Source organism: Pseudoduganella plicata (assembly GCF_004421005.1).
Lineage (GTDB): Bacteria > Pseudomonadota > Gammaproteobacteria > Burkholderiales > Burkholderiaceae_D > Rugamonas > Rugamonas plicata.
Genome location: NZ_CP038026.1, coordinates 3,163,786 through 3,185,567, shown reverse-complemented (window position 1 = coordinate 3,185,567; position 21,782 = coordinate 3,163,786). Strand labels below are relative to the sequence as shown.

Sequence of the window (21,782 nt, the reverse complement as noted above, 5' to 3'; positions counted from 1 at the left end):
AATGAGAATCATTTACGTCTCCGAATGTCCCTGACGCGTGCAGGGTCTTTCAGTGCTTCAGTTGCGCAGGTCGAGGTCGAGCCAGACGGCGTAGGCGAGCCGCTTGCCTTCCCACACGGCGCCGCCGCGCACGGCCGCGTCGCACGACGTCAGCGCGCCCGGGATGTCCTGCCGGGTCAGGCGCTGGCGCAGTGCCAGCGCATCTTTCGGCGCCAGGTAGCCTACCATCTCGCCGGCGACAAAGACGGCCACCGCCTTGTCCTCGTACGGATTGGCGTCGTCCGGCAGCAGCAAGGCTTTGTGGCGCGCATCGGCCCTGGCGTCGCCATGGTCGCCGGCCAGTGCGCGGATGGTGTCGCGGTAGCGCGATTCCCCCAGCACTTCCACATCGAACTGGCCGCCGCCATCGGCCCAGTGCAGCACGGGTTCTCCCGCCGGCACGGGCGTGTACGAACCCGCGCCGGGGCGCTCGGGCAGCGGGCGCGTCTTCGGCCGGCCCTTGAGCAGGAAAAACAGCGCCAGCAGCGCGACGACGATGATTGCCAGATTCAGTGCTTCAGCCATGCGGGACGCTTTACGGAGTCGATGAGAGGGGCGCCATTATCGCAGGCCGGCCGGGGATCGAGAACGTAAAGGCGGTCCGGTCATCCGCCGACACCACCTCCAGGCAGCCGTCGTGGGCCCTGGCGATCTCGCTGGCGATGTACAGGCCCAGGCCGAGGCCGCGGCGAGGCTGGCCGGCGTCGTCGCGCCAGTAGGGCTGGAACAGCTTGTCCAGCTTTTCCGGCGCGATCGTCTCGCCTTCGTTGGTGACCGTCAGCGTGAACGCGCAGTCCGTCAGCGCCGCCGTGACGCCGATCGGCGTATCCTTGCGGCCGTAACGTAGCGCGTTCGTCAGCAGGTTGGCCAGCACCTGTGCCACCCGGTCGCGATTGCACCAGACGATGCCCGGCACGTCGATGGCGGCATCGATTGTCTGGCCCGGGTGTTCGTTCCGGCATTCGGCCACGACCTGGCGCAGCGCATCGTCCAGGTCCGCCACGGGACCGGCATCGAGGCCGATGCCGCCGCCGAGGCGGCCGCGCGTGAAGTCCAGCACATCGTCGATCATGCGGGCGATGCGCTGGCCGCTGCGCTGCATCGTGCGCGCGATCATCAGCGTGCCTTCGTCAGCACTCTGCTGCATCAGGATTTCCGCACCGTGCAGGATCGACGACAGCGGCGTGCGGATATCGTGCCCCAGCACGGCGATGAACTGCTCGCGCAGCGTGGCCGTCGCCTTTTCGTCCGACAGTTCGCTGCCGCGGTCTTCGTAGCGGCGTTCCGCCTCCAGCTGCTTCGAGATCAGCTGGGCGAACAGCTGCAGGGACTTGAGCGTCTTCGATTCGGACAGGGGCAGCGGGCGCGGATCGAGCCCGCACAGGGTGCCGAAGAATTTGCCGTGGCTGTAGACGGGAATCGACACATAGCTCTCGAAGCCGTGCAGGCGCGGCGTGGGATGGTCGCGGAACAGGTCGTCCTCCGCGACGTGGTCGATGACGATCGTCGCATCGGCCGCGCGCACGCTGCGGCACAGGGTCGTGCCGACGTCGAGTTCGTCGCCGGGCTGCAGGCCGAAGCCGAGCTGGTCGAGCACCGCGCAGGTGGTCCAGCTGCGTTCCGTCACGTGCGCCACGCAGACGAAGCGCAGCCCCGTCATCTCCGCCATCACGCTGAGGATGTCGGGCACGGAGGGCAGGGCCTGAACAGCCTGCACGTAGGAGGGCCATGCATCCTTCATGACGTTTTTTTTTGCGGGTTGGGGATTGGCAAGTGTAGCAGACGGACGGTCGCATTGTGGCTATCGCCGGTGTTATAATCGTCCGTTTTTCGCCACTTTTTTCAGCAGATTCCATGTCATCCGACACGCCACCGAAGGGCCCCGCGCGGTCCATGCTGTACGACCCCCTAGACCACCGCATCCGCAGCTTCGTCACGCGTGCCGGCCGCCTCTCCACTGCACAGGAACGTGCGCTGAACGAACTGGGGCCGCGTTACATGATCGAGTATGCCAAGGCGCCGCTCGACCTGGAAGGCACGTTCGGCCGCAAGGCGCCCGTGATCCTGGAGATCGGCTTCGGCATGGGCCAGACCACGGCGCACATCGCCAGGAACATGCCGGAGAAGGATTTCATCGGCGTCGAGGTGCACACGCCCGGCGTGGGCAGCCTGCTGAAACTGATCGGCGAGGAAGGGCTGACGAACCTGCGCGTCATCCAGCACGACGCGGTGGAGGTGCTGAACAATATGATCGGCGCCGGTTCGCTGGCGGGCGTGCACGTGTTCTTTCCGGACCCGTGGCACAAGGCGCGCCACAACAAGCGCCGCCTGATCCAGGCGCCGTTCGTCAAGCTGCTGGTCGAGAAGCTGGCGCCGGGCGGCTACCTGCACCTGGCGACGGACTGGGAAGACTACGCCGTGCAGATGCTGGAAGTGCTGTCGGCCGAGGAGGGACTGCAGAACACGGCCGAAGGCTACGCACCGCAGCCGGCATACCGGCCGCTGACGAAGTTCGAGAACCGCGGCCTGAAGCTGGGCCATGGTGTCTGGGACCTGGTCTTCACGAAGAAGTAAGCGTCGGAAAATGCCGGGACTGTCCCGGTATTTTTTTACTGCGGCAGCTGGTCAGATGCGCACTGGCGGCGGAATGGCCGCCGGCGTTCTGCGCGCCGGCATGAACGCCAGCAGATTGCCGCAGACGACGAGCGCCAGGCCGATAAACGCCGGCGCGCCCCAGCGATAGTCCTCGAAGACCGCCGATACCGTCAGCGCCACGACGGGAAACAGCACCGTGCAGTAGGCGGCGCGGTCCGACCCCAGCCTCCCCACCAGCAGCAGATATGCCGTGAACGCGATCACCGAGCCGGGAATCGCCAGGTACAGCAGCGAGCCGACGTAGCGCGCGTCCGTCTCGAACGTGAACGGCATGCCCAGCGTCAGCGCGAGAACCGTCAGGATCGCCGCGCCGATGAACATGGCCCACGTATTGGTCAGCATCGGCGTCAGGCCCAGTGCCTGCATGCGTGCGGACAGCAGATTCCCCGCCGAGAAGCACAGCGTGCCCAGCACGGCCAGCGCCAGGCCGGCCAGCATGCCGCGGTCGTCCCAATGTCCCTGCATCTGCGGCAGGAACAGCAGCGCAATGCCGGCCAGGCCCAGCAGGGCGCCGCCGACCACGGCCGGGCGCACGGGCCGCCCCAGGAACAGCCGGCCGTTCAGCGCATTCCAGATGGGCGCCGTGGAAAACACGACGGCCACCAGGCCGCTGGGCACGTGCGCGCTGGCATAGTAAAAGCACAGGAAATTGCAGCAGAACAGGGCGACGCCCTGCGCCAGCAGGTAGCCCCACGCGGCGCGCGGTGGCCAGACGGTCTTGCGCGCCAGCGCCAGGCAGGCCAGCAGCACGGCGGCGGCGATCCAGAAGCGGTAGGCGATCGAGACGGGCGCCGGCACGACGCCCAGCTGCAGCTTGATGGCGATCCACGTGGTGCCCCAGATCAGGACGGTGAGCAGGTACAGGAACAGGTTCATGGCGCAGTGCAGGTGGTGGGTTGAAGCCCATGTTGCGGCAAGCGCCGCGGCGCCGCTTGTCCGATCTTGCGCATTTTGCGGCGGCTTGCGGCCGCGACGGGATGGAAGTGCTAGACTTTTTCCCATGACGTTTCCACTCGATCTCCCCGCCGGTCTGCGCATGGCGCCCGCCGCCCGTGCCGCGTTGCAGGCAGCGCCCCGCGATGCACTCGGCCACGCCGTGTTCCGCACGATGTGCGGCACGGATGCGACGCTGGAACGGTTTACGTGGCTGGGCGACGGCCTGGCGGCGGCCGTCTGGCAGCGCAATACCGACCTCGCCGAGACGGTCTACCGCGAACCGGGTCACCATACCCTGTCGTGCTACCTGCACGGCGGCTACCGCATCGAGCGCAAGGACGCGCCGGGCCACTTCGGCGGTCCCGGACGTTTATGTTCGCTGCCGGACTGGCACGAGTCGCGCTGGTACGTGCGCGATCCGCTGCGCCTCGTGCACCTGTACTTCATGCCGGAGCACTTTACGCGCCGCGCCGTGGTGGAGCTGGACCGCGAGCCGCGCGAATTGATGCTGCAGGACCGGACGTACTTCGACGATCCTCCGCTGGCGCGGCTGTGCGAAGCGCTGCTGGAGGTGCCGTGGCAGGGCGCGGATAACCTGCTGCGCGCCAACGAGATTGCCCACGAGGCGCTGTCAAACCTGCTGCACGGACAGGTTGCGCTGAGGCCGGGCCAGCGTGTCAGGGGCGGGCTGGCGCCGCACCTGCGTCGCAGGCTGGCCGATCATATTGAAGCACACCTGCACGAACCGCTGACATTGGGGCTGCTGGCAGGGCTGGCGAACCTGTCGGAGTTTCACCTGGCGCGCATGTTCAGGGTGTCGTTCGGCATGCCGCCATCGGCCTGGATAGCCGCGCGGCGCATCGACCGGGCCAGGGTACTTTTGAAGGCGGGTCTGCTGCCGCTGCAGCAGGTGGCGGACTTGTGCGGGTATGCCGACCTGTCCCACTTCAGCCACCGTTTCCGTGCCGCCGTGGGCGTGCCGCCGGGGCAGTACCGGCGCATCGTGGCGGCCTGAGGCCGCCTCCCTAGACCATTTCCGAAATGATGCCGACGATATCGCCGCCGTAAGAGGCAAGCTTCTTCTCGCCCACGCCGGACACGCCGCGCAGCTCGCCCAGCGACGTGGGCTTGACCTTGGCGATGTCGCGCAGGGTCGCATCGGGGAAGATGACGAAGGCCGCCACGTTGTGTTCGCGCGCCATGCCCATGCGCCAGGCGCGCAGGCGCTCGAAGATGGCCTGTTCTTCCGGCTCCAGGAACGTCTCGGCATAGCCTTTCGGGGCCGACGTGCGCTTCGGCTTCGACGGTTTCTGGTACTGGCGCAGCTGCACCTTCTGGCCGCCCTTCAGCACGGGGCGCGCCGCATCCGTCAGCTTCAGTGAGCTGTACTGGTCATGGTCGACGGTAACGAGGCCCAGCGCGATCACCTGGCGCAGGATGGCGCGCCATTCCTGCTCGCTGCGATCGGCGCCCACGCCGAACACGGACAGCGTGTCGTGGCGCCAGGTCTTGATGCGCTCCGTCTCCACGCCGCGCAGCACCTCGATCACGTGCGTGGCCGCGAAGCGCTGGTCGACGCGGTAGATCGCCGACAGCAGCTTCTGCACGGGCACCGTACCGTCGAACGACACGGGCGGCAGCAGGCACGTATCGCAGTTGCCGCACGGGCCGGACGCTTCGCCGAAATAATCCAGCAGGCGCACGCGCCGGCACGACAGCGTCTCGCACAGGCCCAGCATCGCGTCGAGCTTCATGCCCAGCACGCGTTTGAAGTTTTCGTCCGCCTCGGATTCGTCGATCATCCGGCGTTGCAGCACCACGTCCTGCAGGCCGTACGACATCCAGGCGCTGGCGGGCAGGCCGTCGCGGCCCGCGCGGCCCGTCTCCTGGTAGTAGCCCTCGATACTTTTCGGCAGATCCAGGTGGGCGACAAAGCGCACGTCCGGCTTGTCGATGCCCATGCCGAACGCGATCGTTGCCACCATCACGAGGCTTTCCTCGCGCAGGAAGCGCGACTGGTTGGCGGCACGCTTGGCGTGCTCCATGCCGGCATGATAGGGCAGGGCGCGGATGCCGTTCTCGTTGAGGAATTCGGCCGTCTCCTCCACCTTCTTGCGCGACAGGCAGTAGACGATGCCGGCGTCGCCGGGGTGTTCGGCCGTGATGAAATCCAGCAGCTGCTTGCGCCCGGTGGTCTTCTCGACGATCTGGTAGCGGATATTCGGGCGGTCGAACGACGAGACGAATTGCGCCGCATTCGTCAGGTCCAGCCGGTGCGCGATCTCGGCGCGCGTCTGCGGATCGGCCGTGGCCGTCAGCGCGATGCGCGGCACGTTCGGGAACTGCTCGTGCAGCACGGAGAGCTTGATGTACTCCGGGCGGAAGTCGTGACCCCATTGGGAGACGCAGTGCGCCTCGTCGATGGCGAACAGGGCGATCTTCGAATCCTGCAGCAGGTCGAAGCAGCGCTGCGTCATCAGCCGCTCCGGCGCGACGTACAGCAGATCGAGCTGCCCGGTGCGCACCATGCGTTCGATGCGGGACGCTTCCTCCCACGTCTGCGTGGAGTTCAGGAAGGCGGCGCGCACGCCCACTTCCTCCAGCGCGTCGACCTGGTCCTGCATCAGCGCGATCAGTGGCGAAACGACAACGCCGACACCATCGCGCAGCAGCGCCGGGATCTGGTAGCACAGCGACTTGCCGCCGCCGGTGGGCATCAGCACGAGCGCATCGCCGCCGTTGGCGACCTGCTCGACGATTTCAGCCTGCTGGCCGCGGAAGGCCGGGTAGCCAAAAACCGTTTCAAGCAGGTGCAGCGCGCGCTGACTGATATCCAGATGATCCATAACTGACTTAATTTCTTACTCTGCCCAATTCACGAGACCGAAGTGGGCGGTTGCGATGACGACGATGCCGAACACGATACGGTACCACGCAAAGATCGTGAAGTCATGCGAACTGATATAGCGCAACAGCCAGCGCACGCACAGGAACGCGGAAACGAACGCGGAGAGCGTCCCCACGCCGAACATCGGCAGGTCGGCAGCGGACAGCAGCTCGCGCTGCTTGAACAGCGAATAGAACGTGGCACCCAGCAGTGTCGGAATGGCCAGGAAGAAGGAGAACTCCGTGGCCGCCTTGCGCGACAGACCCAGCATCATGCCGCCGATGATCGTGGCGCCGGAGCGGCTGGTACCTGGAATCAGCGCGAACGCCTGGGCGCAGCCCACTTTCAGCGCGTCCATCAAGGTCATGTCGTCCACCGATTGGATGCGCACGGCGACGGGATTGTTGCGGGCGCGCCGTTCCACCCAAAGAATGATCAGGCCGCCAACGATGAACGCCGTGGCCACCGGCACGGGCTTGAACAGCACGGCGGTGATCACCTTGTTGAACAGCAGCCCCAGGATTGCCGCGGGCAGGAAGCCGACCACGACGTTCAGAGCGAATCGCTGCGCCTTCGGATCGCTGCCCAGCCCGCTCACCACATTGGCGATGCGCGCGCGGTATTCCCAGATCACCGCCAGCATCGCGCCCGCCTGGATCGCGATTTCAAATACTTTGACTTTCTCGCCCGTGAACTCCAGCAGGCTGCCGGCCAGGATCAGGTGGCCGGTGGAAGAGATGGGCAGAAATTCGGTAAAACCTTCGACCAGGCCCATGATCAGGGCCTTCAGAGCGAGAACGATATCCATTGTTATGTCGGGTGTGAGGTGGGTGGAATGGCACGGGGCCCGGCGTGGGCACGAAGCTTACCACGAGCAGGCAGGCGACCCGCCAGCTCAGGCATACCCCGGACCGCACGTGATGATATAGGAATTACAACTAATCTGCTGCATGGCAGCATGCCCGGCAACACAATTTTTTTCGCTGTCGGAACTACCAGGCTGCAGATTTTTGCTTTGACATTACACCGGACTGAACTTAATATTTTTTTAAACTTGGTAGCGTTACCAACGCACCAACGTGGCGGCGTGCCGCGACGCGAGGCGCAAGAACAATACAACCAAACGGGAGACGCAGGATGACACTACGACGGAGCGCTGCACTGTGCCTGCTGGCGTTGCCCCTGTCCGCGCTGGCACAGACGCAGGATGTGCAACAGAAGGTCGAGGCGCTGCTGGCGCGCATGACCCTGCAGGAAAAGATCGGCCAGCTCAATCAGCTGACAGGCCGCGAGGCGACCGGGCCCCAGGCCGCGTCGCGCGCCAGCCAGCTGGCCGATATCCGTGCCGGCAAGGTCGGCTCGCTGCTCAACGTCAAGGGCGCGGCGGACACGCGCGAGATGCAGGGGCTGGCGCTGCAGTCGCGGCTGAAGATTCCGCTGCTGTTCGGCCTGGACGTCATCCACGGCTATAAAACCGTCTTCCCGGTGCCGCTGGGCGAGGCCGCATCGTGGGACATGGAGGCGATCGAAGCCTCGGCGCGCATCGCCGCGCGCGAGGCTTCCGCCGCCGGCATCCACTGGACGTTCGCGCCGATGGTCGACGTGGCGCGCGATCCGCGCTGGGGCCGCGTGATGGAAGGCGCCGGTGAGGACCCGTATCTCGGGTCGCAGATCGCCCGGGCCCGCGTGAGCGGGTTCCAGGGAGCGAAGCTGGGCGGCACCGACCGCGTAATGGCCACGGCCAAGCACTTTGCCGCTTATGGCGCCGCCGTTGCCGGCCGCGATTACAACGCCGTCGATCTCAGCCCGCAGCAGCTCTACGAAGTCTATCTGCCGCCATTCAAGGCCGCGCTGGACGCCGGCGTCGCCACATTCATGAACGCCTTCAATACGCTGAACGGCATCCCGGCCACGGGCAGCAGCTTCCTGCAGCGCGATATCCTCAAAGGCGAATGGAAGTTCAGCGGCTTCGTCGTCAGCGATTGGGCGTCTGTCAAGGAGATGGTGGCGCACGGCTATGCCAGCGACCTGCCCGATGCCGCCGTGAAGGCGATGGGCGCCGGCAGCGACATGGACATGGAGGGCGAGGCGTACGTCAACCACCTCGAAGACGCCGTCAAGGCCGGCAGGGTCAGTGCTGCCCATATCGACGATGCCGTGCGCCGCATCCTGGCAAAGAAATTCGAGCTGGGGCTGTTCGACGAGCCCTACCGCTTCTCCGATCCGCAGCGGGAGCAGGCCGTGCTGGCCGATGCGAGCCACCGCGCCGTTGCCCGCGACGTGGCGCAGAAATCCATCGTCCTGCTGAAGAACGAGAACAACACGCTGCCGCTGGCGGCGGGTGCGCGCCGTATCGCCGTCATCGGCCCGCTGGCCGACTCGAAGCGCGATCTCGAAGGCGGCTGGGTCGTCAACGACGTGCGTGGCGACGTCGTGACGATCCTCGACGGCATCCGCGCCCGCGCCAGGGGGGCGCAAGTAATCCATGCCGCTGCCTGCAAGCCCGGCTGCGCGTCAAAGGATGGTTTTGCCAAGGCGGTGGCTGCCGCGGCCAGCGCGGACGTCATCGTGCTGACGGTGGGCGAGACATGGGACATGAGCGGCGAGGCGAAGTCGCGCACCGATCTCGGCCTGCCCGGCCGGCAGAACGAACTGTTCGCGGCGCTGAAGGCCACCGGCAAGCCGGTCGTCGTCGTGCTGCTGGCGGGCCGTCCGCTGATCTTCAGCGAGATTGCGGACAAGGCGGATGCGATCCTGTACGCCTGGTTCCCCGGTTCCGAAGGCGGCAACGCGGTCGCCAGTGTGCTGTTCGGCGACTACAACCCGTCCGCCAAACTGCCGATCGGCTTCCCCCGCAACGTCGGCCAGATACCGCTGCCGTATGCGCAATATGCGACGGGGCGGCCGGTGCTGAACGAGAAGGACATCGTCTACCGCTCCGCCTACATCGACGCACCGAATACGCCACGCTACGCATTCGGCCATGGCCTGAGCTACACCACCTTTACTTATTCCGGCCTCACACTCGACAAGCCTACTCTGGCGAACGGCGAGCGGGCCACGCTGTCGTTCGACATCGCCAACACCGGCAAGGTGGCCGGCACGGAGATCGCACAGCTGTACATCCGCGACGTGGTGGCGTCCGTCGTCCGGCCGGTGAAGGAGCTGAAAGGCTTCCGCAAGGTCGTTCTGCGACCGGGCGAGCGGCAGCGCGTGTCGTTTTCCATCGACCGCGAGACGCTGGCGTTCTTCGACAGCCGGCTGAAATGGACCGCCGAACCGGGCGACTTCCTGCTGATGGTGGGCAGCGCGTCGGACGACATCCGCCTCGAAAGCACGCTGCGGCTGCAGGAGCGCTGATGGCGGAACACGATATCGACAAGGTGGCCGTGGCGCCGAAACGCCGGCGCAGCAAGGGGACAAGCCTGACGTTGCGCGACGTGGCACGGCTGGCCAACGTCGCCCCCATCACCGCCTCGCGCGCGCTGAACACGCCTGAAGCGGTATCGGACGAAATCCTGCTGCGCGTGCGCGAGGCCGTCGAACGCACGGGCTACGTGCCGAACCTGCTGGCCGGCGGCCTGGCGTCGCGCCGCACCCGGCTGGTGGCGGCCGTGGTCCCGACCATCACGGGTTCCGTATTCCTCGAAACCGTGCAGGCGCTGACGGACACGCTGGCGGCCAGCGGCTACCAGATGATGCTGGGCCAGGCCGGCTACGCTGGCTCGCGCGAGGATGCACTGCTCGAAGCGATCATCGCGCGCCGGCCCGATGGCGTGATCCTGACGGGCATCATGCATTCGACCCTGGCGCGGCGCCGGCTGGTGGCCAGCGGCATTCCCGTCGTCGAGACGTGGGACCTGACGCCGAACCCCGTCGACATGCTGGTCGGTTTCTCGCACGAGCAGCTGGGCGCCGCCGTCGCGCACTTCCTGCAGCGGCGCGGCCGCCGCCACGTGGCCTCGATCACGGCGGACGACGAGCGCGCCGTCCGCCGCCACGCGGCCTTCGGTGCGGCGGCCGCGTCGCTGGGCATCGCCGGCTCGGGCGCGCTGGCCCAGCACGTGGTGCCGGCGCCCAGCACGGCCGCCAGCGGGCGTGAAGGGCTGCGTGTCCTGCTGGACCGGGCGCCCGGCATCGACGCCATCTTCTGCAGCTCCGACATGGTGGCGCTGGGCGTGCTGGTCGAGGCGCAGGCGCTGGGCATCGCCGTGCCGTCGCAACTGGCGATTGTCGGCATGGGCGACCTTGCCCTGTCGCGCGACCTGCAGCCCCCGCTGACGACGGTGCGCGTGGACGGCACCCTGATCGGCGACACGGCCGCCCGTTACATCATGCAGCGCGCCGACGGCCGCGCGGTGGAGCAGCCGATCCGCGATGTCGGCTTTACCATCGTCGAGCGGGGCACGACTTAAGCGGGGCACGACCTAGTCGGGCATCTTGCCGTCGGCCAGCGGACGCACGTAGCGCAGCAGGCTGACGAGCGTCTTGCCAGGTTCCTCCCACGGCGCCATGTGCGCCGAGCGCTCGAACCAGACGGCCTGCTTGTACGGCGCCTTCACTTGCCGCAGCCATGCCTCGGTCGGCGCCGTCGGCGTGGTGTAATCGTGCCGGCCAAAAAACATGATGACGGGGATGGGGAACGTGCCGACCCGGCTGTAGTCGACCGTGACGAATTCCGGCAGCAGCCGGCCGAGCGTGAACAGGCTGCCCTGGTCGATGTTTTTCACATCGTCCGGGCTGTAGTCGGGCGACAGGCGCGGTCCGCTGAAGAAGTATGTCGATTCGCTGCGGAAGGCGGACAGGCCACCATAGTATTGCGGCCATTTGCGTGCTGTAATGATGCGCTCGCGGGTGATGGGCTGGTCGCCTGGATAGGGCGCGATCGACTGCAGGTCCCTGAGCGCCTCCTGGTTGTGGTGCGCCTTCGCCTGGGCCAGCGCGTAGTCGAAGCCGATGCGTTCATTCTCGCGCGTGCTGATCACCTGGCCGATACCGACATAGCCGTAGAACAGGTCCGGCCGCCTCAAAGCCGCGCCCAGCGCCGGCACGGTGCCCCAGCTGTGCGCCATCAGGATCACCTTGGCCTTGCCGTATTTCTTGCGCAGGTGCTCGGCCACTTCGATGGTGTCGTCCACATAGCGCGCCACCTTCAGCGTATCGGCCACCTTCTCCTGCGGGTTGTCGCGAAACGTCAGGCCGGCGCCGCGCTGGTCCCAGTTCGCCACCGTGAAGTATTCCTCGATGGGGCGCTGGAACTGCCAGGCCGTCGGTATCACGGGGGATGCCGGACCGCCGTGTACGAACAGGATGATCGGATTGGCCTTGTCCTGCCCGCGCACGAACAGCCACTGGTCGATGCCGCCGATGGCCGTCTTGTACGACGCCTGGATGCCCCCGGGGGCGACGATCCGCGTCAGGTCGGCTACTGCCGCGCGCGATCTTTGATAGGCTTTTGCATCCGTGGCGTCATCGGCCAGGGCGCCTGTCGTCGTGAAGATCAGGCATGCCGCCGTCCATCTTTTGCTCATAGCACCGCCTCCGTCGAGTGGGAACAACGGAAATCATAGCGCGGGTTTGCACAAATGACATGCCGATGAGACCATGGTGTTTTGACAGACAAAAATGACCCGATGATCATCCGCCCCACCACGCCGGACGACTGGCAAACCCTCAAGGCTGTCCGCCTCGCCGCGCTGCGCGACGCGCCGACCGCTTTCGGCGTCACATACGCCTCCGCCGCGCAGTACACCGACGAGCAATGGCAGACGCGCGCCGCCGGCTCGGACAAGGCCGAATACCTGCTGGCGTTCGACGGTGGGCAGGCCGTCGGCATCGTCGCCGGCGTGATCAACGGGAAGAACGAGTACAACCTGATCGCCATGTGGGTGCATCCGGAATATCGCGGCCGGGGCGTGGCCGGGCAACTGATCGCCGCGATCAAGGAGCGGGCGCTGGCGCGCGGCCACCGCCGCATCGTGCTCGATGTCGCGCCGGAGAACGTCAGCGCGGCAACGCTGTACCAGCGGCAGGGCTTCGCGTTCCTGCCGGAGTGGGAGCCGTTGGAGAGCCATCCGCATATTTCGGTGCAGAAGATGGCCTGGGCAGGCTGATTTCGGTGATTTTTTCGTCCCCGGTGTTCTAAGGCCGGGTAGCGCGTTCGAGATCGTCCAGCCAGAGCATCGCGTACTCGCGCGTTGTGCCGCACATCTCTTCCGACGGCTGCAGGCCGCCGCAGAACGCGGGGCGCTCGGGCTTGCCGAAAATGCGGCAGCGGTTGTCGTCGGCCAGCTGGATGCAGCGCACGCCGGCCGGCTTGCCGTTCGGCATACCGGGAATCGGGCTGGTGATGGAAGGCGCGGTGCAGCAGGCACCGCAGTGGTCGCGGCAGTTCATGTGGCGTTCGATCGGGTGGGGGGTGCGTATTTTACGCCGCCCCGGCCTCATTGCCCACTGGCCAGTGCCAGCGACACGCAATACAGCAACAGGCCCACCACGCCGCCAACGAGCGTGCCGTTGATGCGGATGAACTGCAGATCGCTGCCGACCTGCAGTTCCAGTTTCTGCGAAATCGTCTCGGCATCCCATTTGTCGATGACGCGCTGGACGACGGACACGATCAGGCTGCGCCGCTCGACGACCGCTTCGATGGCGAAGCCGCGCATCCAGTCGTTGAGCTTGGCGCGGATCGCGGGATTTTGCTGCAGCGCCGCCGCGAAGACCTGCAATGCCGCCTGCGCCCGGGCCAGCAGGCGCGAGTCGGGCGAGGTGCCCGCCGTCAGCAGCCGCGCCCGCACGTCGGACCAGACCGTGCCGACGTATTCCCGGAACAGCGGATGATGCAGGCCCCTTGCAAGCAGCGCGCGCAGCTTTTCCTCGTACTCGGGCGACGTTTCCAGCTCGTGGATCAGGTCTTCGATCGACCGATGGAAGCGGGCGCGCCATTCGCCGTTTTCGTCGGCCATGTCATCCAGGATGCTCTGGATGCCGTTCATGAGCCGCTCGTAGAACTTTTCATCCACCATTTTCGGTATCCAGCTGGGGCTGTGGTCGTGCACCTTCTGGCGGATGTAGCCGCGGTTTTCTTCCAGCGCCTTGGCAACCAGGCCCAGCACCCGCTGCAGCAGGCGCACGTGCTGGCGCCCGGCGACCAGCACGTTCAGGACCTGGCCCAGCATGGGCGCCAGCCGCACGTCCTTCAACGACGAACCAAGCGCGCCGCGGAAGAATTCGGCCGCGTCGCGGTCGTCGATCATATTCACGACGGCGGGGATGGTGCCGACGAGACGTTCCGCCACGGCGCGGCTGTTGGCGTCCTCGGCCAGCCAGCGCGCGCTGACGCCGGCGAAATCGACGTCGCGCAACTCGTTCTGCAAGACCTCATGGGTGATGAAATTATGTTCAAGAAATTCGGCGATATTGGCGCCGATGCGGTCCTTGTTGCGCGGAATGATGGCCGTATGGGGAATCGGCAGCCCCAGCGGGTGGCGGAACAGCGCCGTCACGGCAAACCAGTCCGCCAGACCGCCCACCATGGCCGCTTCCGCAAACGCGGCAACGAAGCCCAGCCACGGGTGACGTGCCTGCAGCAGCCGGGCGACAACGAACACGACGGCCATGCCCGCCAGCAGGCACGTGGCGATGCGACGGATGCGTTTCAGGCGTTGCAAGGGGTTGTTGCGCGGCACTCCGGTCTCCCATGGTTCCGATAGCCCGATTGTGCCGTATCGGCGTTCTCCACTGTAGTGCCCGTTTCACACAACGCCGCGATCCGTCGCCTTGACGGGCCGACAAGGGCGACGCTATGATTAACTGACCAATTGGTAAGTTACTGCCGCATCTACTCTTCCCTATGCAATCCGACTCGAAGCCGCGCTGGGAGCGTCGCAAGGACGCCCGCCCGCAGGAACTGCTGGCCGCCGCGCTTGACCTGTTCGTCGACCGGGGCTATGCCGCCACGCGTCTCGAAGACGTGGCGCGCCGCGCCGGCGTCTCCAAGGGTACCCTATATCTGTATTTTGAGAACAAGCAGGAGCTGTTCAAGGCGGTCGTGCGCGAGAACATCGTCGAGGTCATCGGCGAGGCCGAAAGCGACGTGGCCGCCGCGTCCGGCGCCAGTTGCAACGAGCTGCTGCGCGGCATGCTGGACAAGTGGTGGCGCGAAGTCGGCCTGACGCGCGCCGCCGGGCTGGCCAAGCTTGTCATGGCCGAGGCCGGTAATTTTCCCGAAATCGCCGCCTTCTATAATGACGAAGTCATCGAACGGGGTAACGGCCTGATCGCATCGATCGTGCGCCGCGGTGTCGCCAACGGCGAATTCGCGCCCGTCGATCCGGACGTCATGACGCGCGTGCTGACGGCGCCCGTGCTGATGCTGATGCTGTGGTCGCACAGCTTCTTCCCTTGCGATACACAGGCCATCGACCCGGCAGCATTCATGGACGCATTCCTCGGCCTGGTCGAGCGCGGCATCCGCGCACCGTGAATGCCTGGGTCGCAATTTTCGCAGCTTCAGCCCCCATAATCTGCAGACTGTCGCAATTTCCCGCCGAGTGCCGTTGTTGTCGTTAATATGCCGTCCTGACCAGTTCAACGATAAAATGACGGATTCTTATTCCTTCACCGAGTCATCAAGATGAATATCGAACAAGCCCGCTTCAATATGATCGAACAGCAGATCCGCCCATGGGATGTGCTGGACACCGACATCCTCGATCTGTTGATGGTCGTCAAGCGCGAGAATTTTGTACCGGAAGCCTGCAAGAACCTGGCATTCGTCGACACCGAGATCCCGCTGCCGGGCGGCAATGCGATGCTGACACCGAAGCTGGAAGCGCGCATCGTGCAGGATGTGCAAGTCAAGAAACATGAAACCGTGCTGCTGGTGGGCGCCGGTACGGGCTACGTTGCCGCCTTGCTGGCGCACCGTGCCCGCCAGGTCACCGCTGTCGAGATCGATCCGGCGTTGAAGGCGCTGGCCGAAAAGAACCTGGCTGCCAACGGCGTATCGAACGTCACGGTGGCCCTGGGCAATGGCGCCCAGGGCTGGACCAATGGCGCGCCGTTCGACGTCATCGTCTTCACGGGCGCGCTGCCGGTGCTGCCGGAAGGCGTGCTGCAACAGGTCAAGACGGGCGGGCGCATCCTGGCCATCATCGGCGAGTCGCCGGTCATGTCCGCGCATCTGATCACGCGCACGGGCGACAACGGCTACGACACGAAGAAGCTGTTTGAAACGGACGTCAAACCGCTGCTGTCGGCTGTCACGCCGTCGCACTTCACGTTCTGAAGCAGGAGGCAGCCATGCAGCACCTGACCGCTCCCGACCTCGCTGCATGGCTGGCCGACGGCGACCGTCCGCGGCCGACCCTGCTCGACGTGCGCGAACCGTGGGAATACGAGACCTGTCATATCGAAGGAGCAGCGCTGATGCCGATGCAGACCATTCCGGCCCGCATCGACGACCTGGATGAAGACGCGGAGATCGTCTGCATCTGCCATCACGGCGCGCGCAGCCTGCAGGTGGCGGCGTTCCTGGAACGGCACGGGTTTGCCAAGGTGAGCAACCTGACTGGCGGCATCCACGCGTGGGCGCTGCAGGTCGATCCGGCCATGCCGAAATATTAGTCCCAGCAGTCACTGGGCCGGCGCTCGGGCTGCCGGTCCCGTTGAGGAAACAACGTCCCCATGCATGGCAGGGGCAGTACGGGTGCGCGGCAACGCGGCCCGCGGCGGTGCACCGTTTCAAGCTATAAACACAAGAATTTTTACGAGTCCAACGGAGAATGCAATGCAGAGACCCCTTATCGCCGTGCTGCTCGCCAGCGCATTCACGCTTTACGCAAATGCGGCACAGGCGGCCGATCTTATCCAAGTCTACCAGCAAGCACTCGCGAACGACGCCACGTACGCCAGCGCCCGCAATTCGCTGACGGCAGGCCAGGAACGGATCGCCCAGGGGCGCTCGCTGCTGCTGCCGCAGGTGTCGCTGTCCGGCACCCACATGAAGAACAATGGCGACATGACGCCGGTCAACGAAGGCGCCACCACGGTCGTCGACGGCCAGCCCACCTTCATCACCCGCCGCGATACGGACAACAGCCAGAACGTGTACACGCTGCAGCTGTCCCAGCCGCTGTTCCGCTGGGCCAACTGGCAGCAGTACCAGCAGAGCAAGCTGGCGCAGGCGCAGGCCGAAGCGCAGTTCGCGCAGGCCCAGCAGGACCTGATCGTGCGCGTGGCGCAGGCCTACTTCGACGTGCTGACGGCGCAGGACAACCTGGCCTCGATCCAGGCGCAGAAGTCCGCCACGACGGAGCAGCTGGCATCGGCCAAGCGCAATTTCGAAGTGGGCACGCAGACCATCACGGACACGCACGAAGCGCAGGCGGCGTACGACCTCGTTGTGGCGCAGGAATTCGCCGCGATCAACGATCTCGAAGTGCGCCGCACGGCGCTGCAGCAGATTATCGGCACGGCACCGGCGTCGCTGGCGACGTTGCGCACGGGCGTGACGATCGCGCCACCGCAGCCGGCCACCATCGAGCCGTGGATCTCGTCGGCCGAGCAGCAGAACTACGGCGTCGCCGTGCAGCAGCTGGCGGTGGAAATCGCCAAGCGTGAAATCGAACGCAACCGCGCCGGCCACATGCCGACGGTGGACCTGGTGGCGCAATCGCAGCGCCAGAGCCAGACGGCGTATGGCGTCACGAAGAACAATGCCATCGGCGTGCAGTGGACAGTGCCGATCTTCAGCGGGTTCCAGATCACCAGCCGCGTACGCGAAACCATCGCGCTGGAAGAAAAGGCCCGCAATGACCTGGAGGCAACGAAGCGCAGTGCCGCCCAGAACGCCCGCCAGGCCTACCTCGGTGTCAACAGCGGCCTGGCGCAGGTGCGCGCGCTGGAAGCGGCGGAAGTGTCGAGCAAGTCGGCGCTGGAATCGAACAAGCTAGGCTACCAGGTGGGCGTGCGCATCAATATCGACGTGCTGAACGCGCAGCGCCAGCTGTACTCGACCCAGCGCGACCTGGCCAAGGCCCGCTACGACACGATCATGAACGGCCTGCGCCTGAAGGCCGCTGCCGGCACGCTGAAGGAAGCGGATCTGGCGCCAGTGAATGCGTTGCTGACCAACGGCTGATTGGCCGGGGACGCACGCGAAAAAAAACCGGTGCCTGTCACCGGTTTTTCTTTTTTAGCTGTTCAGGCCGCCGCCGGCGCCGTCGAACGAGCGCTCGATCAGTTCGACCTTGTAGCCGTCCGGATCGGTAATGAAGGCGATGACCGTCGTGCCGCCCTTGACGGGGCCCGGCTCGCGGGTGACGTTGCCGCCGTTGGCGCGGGCCGCGTCGCAGGCTGCCACGATGTCTTCGGTCGAGATGGCGATGTGGCCGTAGGCTGTGCCCAGCTCGTACTTGTCGGTGCCGTAGTTGTACGTCAGCTCCAGTTCGGCATGGTCCGGGTTGTTGCCGTAGCCGACGAACGCCAGCGTGTACTGGTATTCCGGGTTGTCGCTGGTGCGCAGCAGTTTCATGCCGAGCACTTTGGTGTAGAAGTCGATGGAGCGCTGCAGGTCGCCGACCCGCAGCATCGTATGCAGGATGCGCATGCTGAAATCTCTCTTTTGGCGGTTGAGGCTGAAGGGAACCGGCGTTGACGCAGGTTCCGGAAGGTGCGATTGTATGCGTTTTCGCCCGCTCCCGCTGAGAGCGTGCCGGCGGTCCTATTCGGAGTCCATCGGATTGCTTCCCTCGCGCAGCCGGTATTTACTGTCGACGAAGCCGTAGCGGGCGGTGGTTCGGGTTGTCCGCTCGTCGCGCTCGATGTCGTCGGCGCCGTCCTTCGGTCCGGCTTCCATCGCGCCCGGTTTTGCCACCCGTTCTGTACTCTCGATGTCGAGCACAAGATCGAAATAGGGTTGGGCCGGCGAGGCGGCATCGAGCCGCCACTTGGCATCGCTGCTCGCGCAGCGCTCGCGCATTTCGGTGCAGCCGCCTTCGTCGTCGTAGTGGTAGACAATACCATCGCCGGTCAGGTCGGCCACCTTCCCGGCCGCCGGGTCGAACAGCGCAAGCTGCATGACAGTCGTGCCTTGGCCCGTCATGCCGTGTTCGGCCACGAGGCCGGTCTTGCCGGGACCCAGCTCCACCCAGCTGAGCCTGCCGACCTTGCCATGGGAACCCAGCTCGGCGATATTTTCATGCTTGCGCAGCACGACCCACCGGTCGTTTTCCTGCCGCAGCAGATACAGGCTGAGGTAGCCCGGCGAGCCATGCGACGAGTCGGCATTGCCGTTCTCATCGACCTGTTCGCCCGCGACGACCAGCACCGTCTCGCCGGACGGCAGCTGTGTCGATTGGACGCCGGACAGCACCAGCGGCGAGCGCGTGCCCGGGTCGTGCGCATCGGGCATCGGCGCCAGCGCATCGCCTTTGTCGCTGCGGTACTGACTGCCGAACACGGCACGCATCAGCGGCGCATAGCGGTCTTCGACGGCAGGGGCGGGTGCCGGCTTGGCGGCAACGGGGGCTTGTGGGGCAGGCGCGGCTGCGGGCGGCGCCGGCGGTTCCCTGCGCGAGCAGGCGGAAACAAGGATCAGCGCCACCAGCGGCGCGGCAAGAGTCTTCATAGGGTAGGAAAGTGAAAAGTTCAGAAGGACGGCAAGGTATTCGCGCCATCGCGCAGGCGGTAACTGCCGTCCTGGAACACGTAGCGGGCCGTGCCGGCCAGCGAGTGCTTCTTCGCCGGCGCGGGCACGGGGTCGGAATCTTCCGATGGCTCACCGGCTTTATCGTCGGCGACGTCGTCCTCGTCGCCCGTGATGGTCAGCACGAGATCGTCGTACGCAGCGGCGTTTGCGGCCGGTTCGAAACGCCAGGTTGCCCTGGCGCTCCAGCAGTGGGTGGCCGCGGGGCAGGCGCCCGTGCTGTCGGACTCCGTCATGATGCCGCTGCCGGTCAGGTCGACGATTTTCTCTTTCGACGGATCGAACAGCGACAGCCACGTGCCCCGATATCCTTGTCCGCTTTCGTGGTGCTCGACGGCCAGCACCGGGCGGCCCTGCCCGGGCATCACCCAGCGCAAGTCCCCGACGAAGCCGACGCGGCCCAGCTGCGCCACGTCGTCGTGCCGGCGCACCAGGTTCCACTGGCCGCCCTGCTGGCGCAGCACGTAGATGCTGAGCCGGCCAGGATCGGGCAGGGCGGGATTCTCGTCGCCGTTCTCGTCCGTCGCCATGCTGGTGACGACCAGCACCGTCTCGCCCGATGGCAGCCGGGTGGACGTGGCGCCCGTGTAGATCGGCGCATACGCTTTCTGGAACGTGTCGGGGTCGCCGATGCCTTCCACGGCGTGGCCCCTGGCCGGCAGATAGTCGTCGCCAAACACCGCCCGCATCAGCGGCGCGTACGGATCCTTGCTGGCCGCCAGCTCGGCGGCACGGGCCGCGGCGGGGGAAACGACGGGCGCATCCGTCGCAGCGCTGTCATTGCGGGCGCAGCCGGAAAGCGCCAGCGTGGCGGTCAACAGGAGAACGGCAGGTACTTTCATACGGCAAACATGCTAAAAAGACAACATGATAGCACGGCTCAGCCTTAGACGCCCGGGATCGTGTTCTCGCCTTCGCTCAACTGCTATTGTTCCCATCCTGGCAACCAATGCCGGACAGCGTTCGGTCAGTGGCCGTTGCGCCCTGGAACGTGCGCTATTCGGTGACGCAAGGCCGGCCTGGTCCCTGCCAGCTTGATCCGCCTGGATTGTGCCGATCTGACCGGATGACCCCGGCGCGCCAACACTTCCATAGCGACGCAGCACCCGCTGGCCAGCAGAGTGGCTGCCAGGACCATGCGTGTCATTGGAATTCCTCTTTGGCAAAAAAGCGAGGAACATGGACGAAAACGGTCGCTTGCGCGACCGTGGGGTATTGCTTACTGCGTGCTGCGACGCTTATTTCGCCGGGGCCACCCGCCAGATGACGTTGCCCACATCGTCGGCCACCAGCAGCGCGCCATCCCTGGCAACGGCCACGCCGACGGGCCGCCCGGCCGCCTTTTCATCCCTGGTGAGGAAGCCCGTCAGGAAATCCTGCGGCGGGCCGGCCGGCTTGCCGTCCGCGAACGGGACGAAGACGACCTTGTAGCCGCTGTGCGGCTTGCGGTTCCACGAGCCGTGCATGCCGATGAAGGCGCCGCCGTGGTAGCTGGCGGGGAAAGCGCTGCCTTCATAGAACGTCAGGCCGAGCGAGGCAGTATGGGCGCCCAGGGCGTAGTCGGGCACGATGGCCTTGGCAACGAGGTCCGGGCGGGGTTCCTTGACGCGCGCGTCCACGTTCGGGCCGTACCAGCTGTACGGCCAGCCGTAGAAGCCGCCGTCCTTGACCGACGTCATGTAGTCGGGCACGAGATCGTTGCCCAGTTCGTCGCGCTCGTTGACGACCGTCCACAGTGCTTTCGTCTTCGGCTCCCACGCCATGCCGTTCGGATTGCGCAGGCCCGTGGCAAACAGGCGCGATTTGCCGGTGGCGCGTTCCAGTTCCCAGATCGCGGCGCGGCCTTCCTCCTTGTCGATGCCGTTTTCCGCGACATTGCTGTTCGAGCCGACCGTCATGTAAAGGAACTTGCCGTCCGGACTGGCGACGATGTTCTTGGTCCAGTGGTGATTCAGCGGCCCGGCCGGCAGGCTCATGACCTTGGCGCCCGCCGCCGTGATGGCGGTCTTGCCTTCCTCATAGGGGAAGCGCATGACGGCGTCCGAATTGGCGACGTAAAAATCCTTGCCGACCAGGGTCATGCCGAACGGCGAATTCAGGTTTTTCAGGAAGACGGAGCGGGTTTTCGCGGCGCCGTTGGCATCCACGTCGCGCAGCAGCGTGATGCGGTTGGCGGACGGCGTGACGGCGCCCGCCTTCTTCATCTGCATCTGCATGATCTTGCCCTTGATGCCCTTGCTGTCCTCCGGCTTCGGCGGCGCGTTGGTCTCGGCCACCAGCACGTCGCCATTGGGCAGCACGTAGAGCCAGCGCGGGTGCGCCAGGTCGCGTGCATACGCGGTGACGGTAAAGCCGGCCGGGGCGGCGGGCTTCGCATTGCCTTTCCACACGTCCACGGGGGCGACATTGACCGTGGGGATCAGGCTTTTCTCGGGTTCCGGAAGCTTCGGGTTGGGGCCGTAGCCGACCGGGTACTGGCCATTCTGGGCAAGCGCGGCACCGCTGGCAAGCAGCAGGCTGCAGGCAATCATGCGATTCATGGACGCTCTCTCGTAG

Annotated in this window: 21 protein-coding genes; 9 read left to right on the top strand and 12 right to left on the bottom strand. The window is 65.8% G+C overall.

Annotated features, from left to right (window positions below; all coding sequences use genetic code 11):
- Positions 1 to 57: 57 nt before the first annotated feature.
- Positions 58 to 564 (bottom strand): hypothetical protein, encoded by a 507-nt coding sequence (locus tag E1742_RS13915; protein WP_134385515.1) that lies wholly within the window; start codon positions 562 to 564, stop codon positions 58 to 60.
- Positions 565 to 574: 10 nt separating this feature from the next.
- Positions 575 to 1,780, bottom strand: coding sequence for a GAF domain-containing sensor histidine kinase (locus E1742_RS13910; RefSeq protein ID WP_134385514.1), 1,206 nt, complete (start codon positions 1,778 to 1,780; stop codon positions 575 to 577).
- 152 nt (positions 1,781 to 1,932) lie between these two features.
- On the opposite strand from E1742_RS13910, the gene trmB reads away from it, so the two are divergent.
- A complete protein-coding gene (trmB, locus tag E1742_RS13905) occupies positions 1,933 to 2,613 on the top strand; it encodes a tRNA (guanosine(46)-N7)-methyltransferase TrmB (RefSeq protein ID WP_134388168.1) in 681 nt (226 codons plus the stop codon).
- Positions 2,614 to 2,664: 51 nt separating this feature from the next.
- Here trmB and E1742_RS13900 read toward each other — a convergent pair whose 3' ends face one another.
- Complete coding sequence (locus E1742_RS13900; protein ID WP_134385513.1) at positions 2,665 to 3,570, bottom strand: DMT family transporter; 906 nt, start codon at positions 3,568 to 3,570, stop codon at positions 2,665 to 2,667.
- Between the two features lie 124 nt (positions 3,571 to 3,694).
- Here E1742_RS13900 and E1742_RS13895 point away from each other — a divergent pair, with 124 nt between their 5' ends.
- Positions 3,695 to 4,645, top strand: coding sequence for a helix-turn-helix transcriptional regulator (locus E1742_RS13895; RefSeq protein ID WP_134385512.1), 951 nt, complete (start codon positions 3,695 to 3,697; stop codon positions 4,643 to 4,645).
- Between the two features lie 10 nt (positions 4,646 to 4,655).
- On the opposite strand, the gene recQ is transcribed toward E1742_RS13895, so the two are convergent.
- Positions 4,656 to 6,476, bottom strand: coding sequence for a DNA helicase RecQ (gene recQ / locus E1742_RS13890; protein WP_134385511.1), 1,821 nt, complete (start codon positions 6,474 to 6,476; stop codon positions 4,656 to 4,658).
- 15 nt (positions 6,477 to 6,491) lie between these two features.
- Positions 6,492 to 7,325, bottom strand: coding sequence for an undecaprenyl-diphosphate phosphatase (locus E1742_RS13885; protein WP_134385510.1), 834 nt, complete (start codon positions 7,323 to 7,325; stop codon positions 6,492 to 6,494).
- A gap of 329 nt (positions 7,326 to 7,654) precedes the next feature.
- On the opposite strand from E1742_RS13885, the gene E1742_RS13880 reads away from it, so the two are divergent.
- Both E1742_RS13880 and E1742_RS13875 read left to right on the top strand, forming a co-directional pair.
- The gene (locus E1742_RS13880) at positions 7,655 to 9,877 is read left to right on the top strand and encodes a glycoside hydrolase family 3 N-terminal domain-containing protein (RefSeq protein WP_134385509.1); all 2,223 of its coding nucleotides are present in this window, start codon (positions 7,655 to 7,657) and stop codon (positions 9,875 to 9,877) included.
- Entirely contained in the window at positions 9,877 to 10,932 is a 1,056-nt protein-coding gene (locus E1742_RS13875; RefSeq protein ID WP_134385508.1) for a LacI family DNA-binding transcriptional regulator, read from the top strand. The genes E1742_RS13880 and E1742_RS13875 overlap by 1 nt, the downstream gene beginning before the upstream one ends.
- Positions 10,933 to 10,944: 12 nt before the next feature.
- Here E1742_RS13875 and E1742_RS13870 read toward each other — a convergent pair whose 3' ends face one another.
- Positions 10,945 to 12,048: an alpha/beta fold hydrolase gene (locus E1742_RS13870; protein WP_134385507.1), complete on the bottom strand. Its 1,104-nt coding sequence runs from the start codon at positions 12,046 to 12,048 to the stop codon at positions 10,945 to 10,947.
- A gap of 81 nt (positions 12,049 to 12,129) precedes the next feature.
- Between E1742_RS13870 and E1742_RS13865 the strand changes: the two genes are divergently transcribed.
- Positions 12,130 to 12,630 (top strand): GNAT family N-acetyltransferase, encoded by a 501-nt coding sequence (locus E1742_RS13865; protein WP_229465961.1) that lies wholly within the window; start codon positions 12,130 to 12,132, stop codon positions 12,628 to 12,630.
- Positions 12,631 to 12,658: 28 nt separating this feature from the next.
- Here E1742_RS13865 and E1742_RS13860 read toward each other — a convergent pair whose 3' ends face one another.
- Both E1742_RS13860 and E1742_RS13855 read right to left on the bottom strand, forming a co-directional pair.
- Positions 12,659 to 12,913, bottom strand: a complete 255-nt coding sequence (locus E1742_RS13860) for a YkgJ family cysteine cluster protein (RefSeq protein ID WP_134385506.1) — start codon at positions 12,911 to 12,913, stop codon at positions 12,659 to 12,661.
- 47 nt (positions 12,914 to 12,960) lie between these two features.
- Positions 12,961 to 14,205 (bottom strand): DUF445 domain-containing protein, encoded by a 1,245-nt coding sequence (locus E1742_RS13855; protein WP_229465959.1) that lies wholly within the window; start codon positions 14,203 to 14,205, stop codon positions 12,961 to 12,963.
- A gap of 164 nt (positions 14,206 to 14,369) precedes the next feature.
- Between E1742_RS13855 and E1742_RS13850 the strand changes: the two genes are divergently transcribed.
- The 4 genes from E1742_RS13850 (at position 14,370) to E1742_RS13835 (ending at position 17,660) form a co-directional block, all read left to right on the top strand.
- A complete protein-coding gene (locus E1742_RS13850) occupies positions 14,370 to 15,002 on the top strand; it encodes a TetR/AcrR family transcriptional regulator (RefSeq protein WP_134385505.1) in 633 nt (210 codons plus the stop codon).
- Between the two features lie 150 nt (positions 15,003 to 15,152).
- Complete coding sequence (locus E1742_RS13845) at positions 15,153 to 15,806, top strand: protein-L-isoaspartate O-methyltransferase family protein (protein ID WP_134385504.1); 654 nt, start codon at positions 15,153 to 15,155, stop codon at positions 15,804 to 15,806.
- 14 nt (positions 15,807 to 15,820) lie between these two features.
- Entirely contained in the window at positions 15,821 to 16,144 is a 324-nt protein-coding gene (locus E1742_RS13840; RefSeq protein ID WP_134385503.1) for a rhodanese-like domain-containing protein, read from the top strand.
- Positions 16,145 to 16,307: 163 nt separating this feature from the next.
- Positions 16,308 to 17,660, top strand: a complete 1,353-nt coding sequence (locus E1742_RS13835; RefSeq protein WP_134385502.1) for a TolC family outer membrane protein — start codon at positions 16,308 to 16,310, stop codon at positions 17,658 to 17,660.
- Positions 17,661 to 17,714: 54 nt separating this feature from the next.
- Here the strand turns inward: E1742_RS13835 and gloA are convergent, their stop codons facing one another.
- From gloA to E1742_RS13815, 4 genes are all read right to left on the bottom strand, one after another.
- A complete protein-coding gene (gene gloA / locus E1742_RS13830; protein ID WP_134385501.1) occupies positions 17,715 to 18,128 on the bottom strand; it encodes a lactoylglutathione lyase in 414 nt (137 codons plus the stop codon).
- 114 nt (positions 18,129 to 18,242) lie between these two features.
- Entirely contained in the window at positions 18,243 to 19,148 is a 906-nt protein-coding gene (locus tag E1742_RS13825) for a hypothetical protein (protein WP_134385500.1), read from the bottom strand.
- 20 nt (positions 19,149 to 19,168) lie between these two features.
- Positions 19,169 to 20,068: a hypothetical protein gene (locus E1742_RS13820; protein WP_134385499.1), complete on the bottom strand. Its 900-nt coding sequence runs from the start codon at positions 20,066 to 20,068 to the stop codon at positions 19,169 to 19,171.
- Between the two features lie 396 nt (positions 20,069 to 20,464).
- A complete protein-coding gene (locus E1742_RS13815) occupies positions 20,465 to 21,766 on the bottom strand; it encodes a PQQ-dependent sugar dehydrogenase (RefSeq protein ID WP_371860151.1) in 1,302 nt (433 codons plus the stop codon).
- Positions 21,767 to 21,782 lie beyond the last annotated feature (16 nt).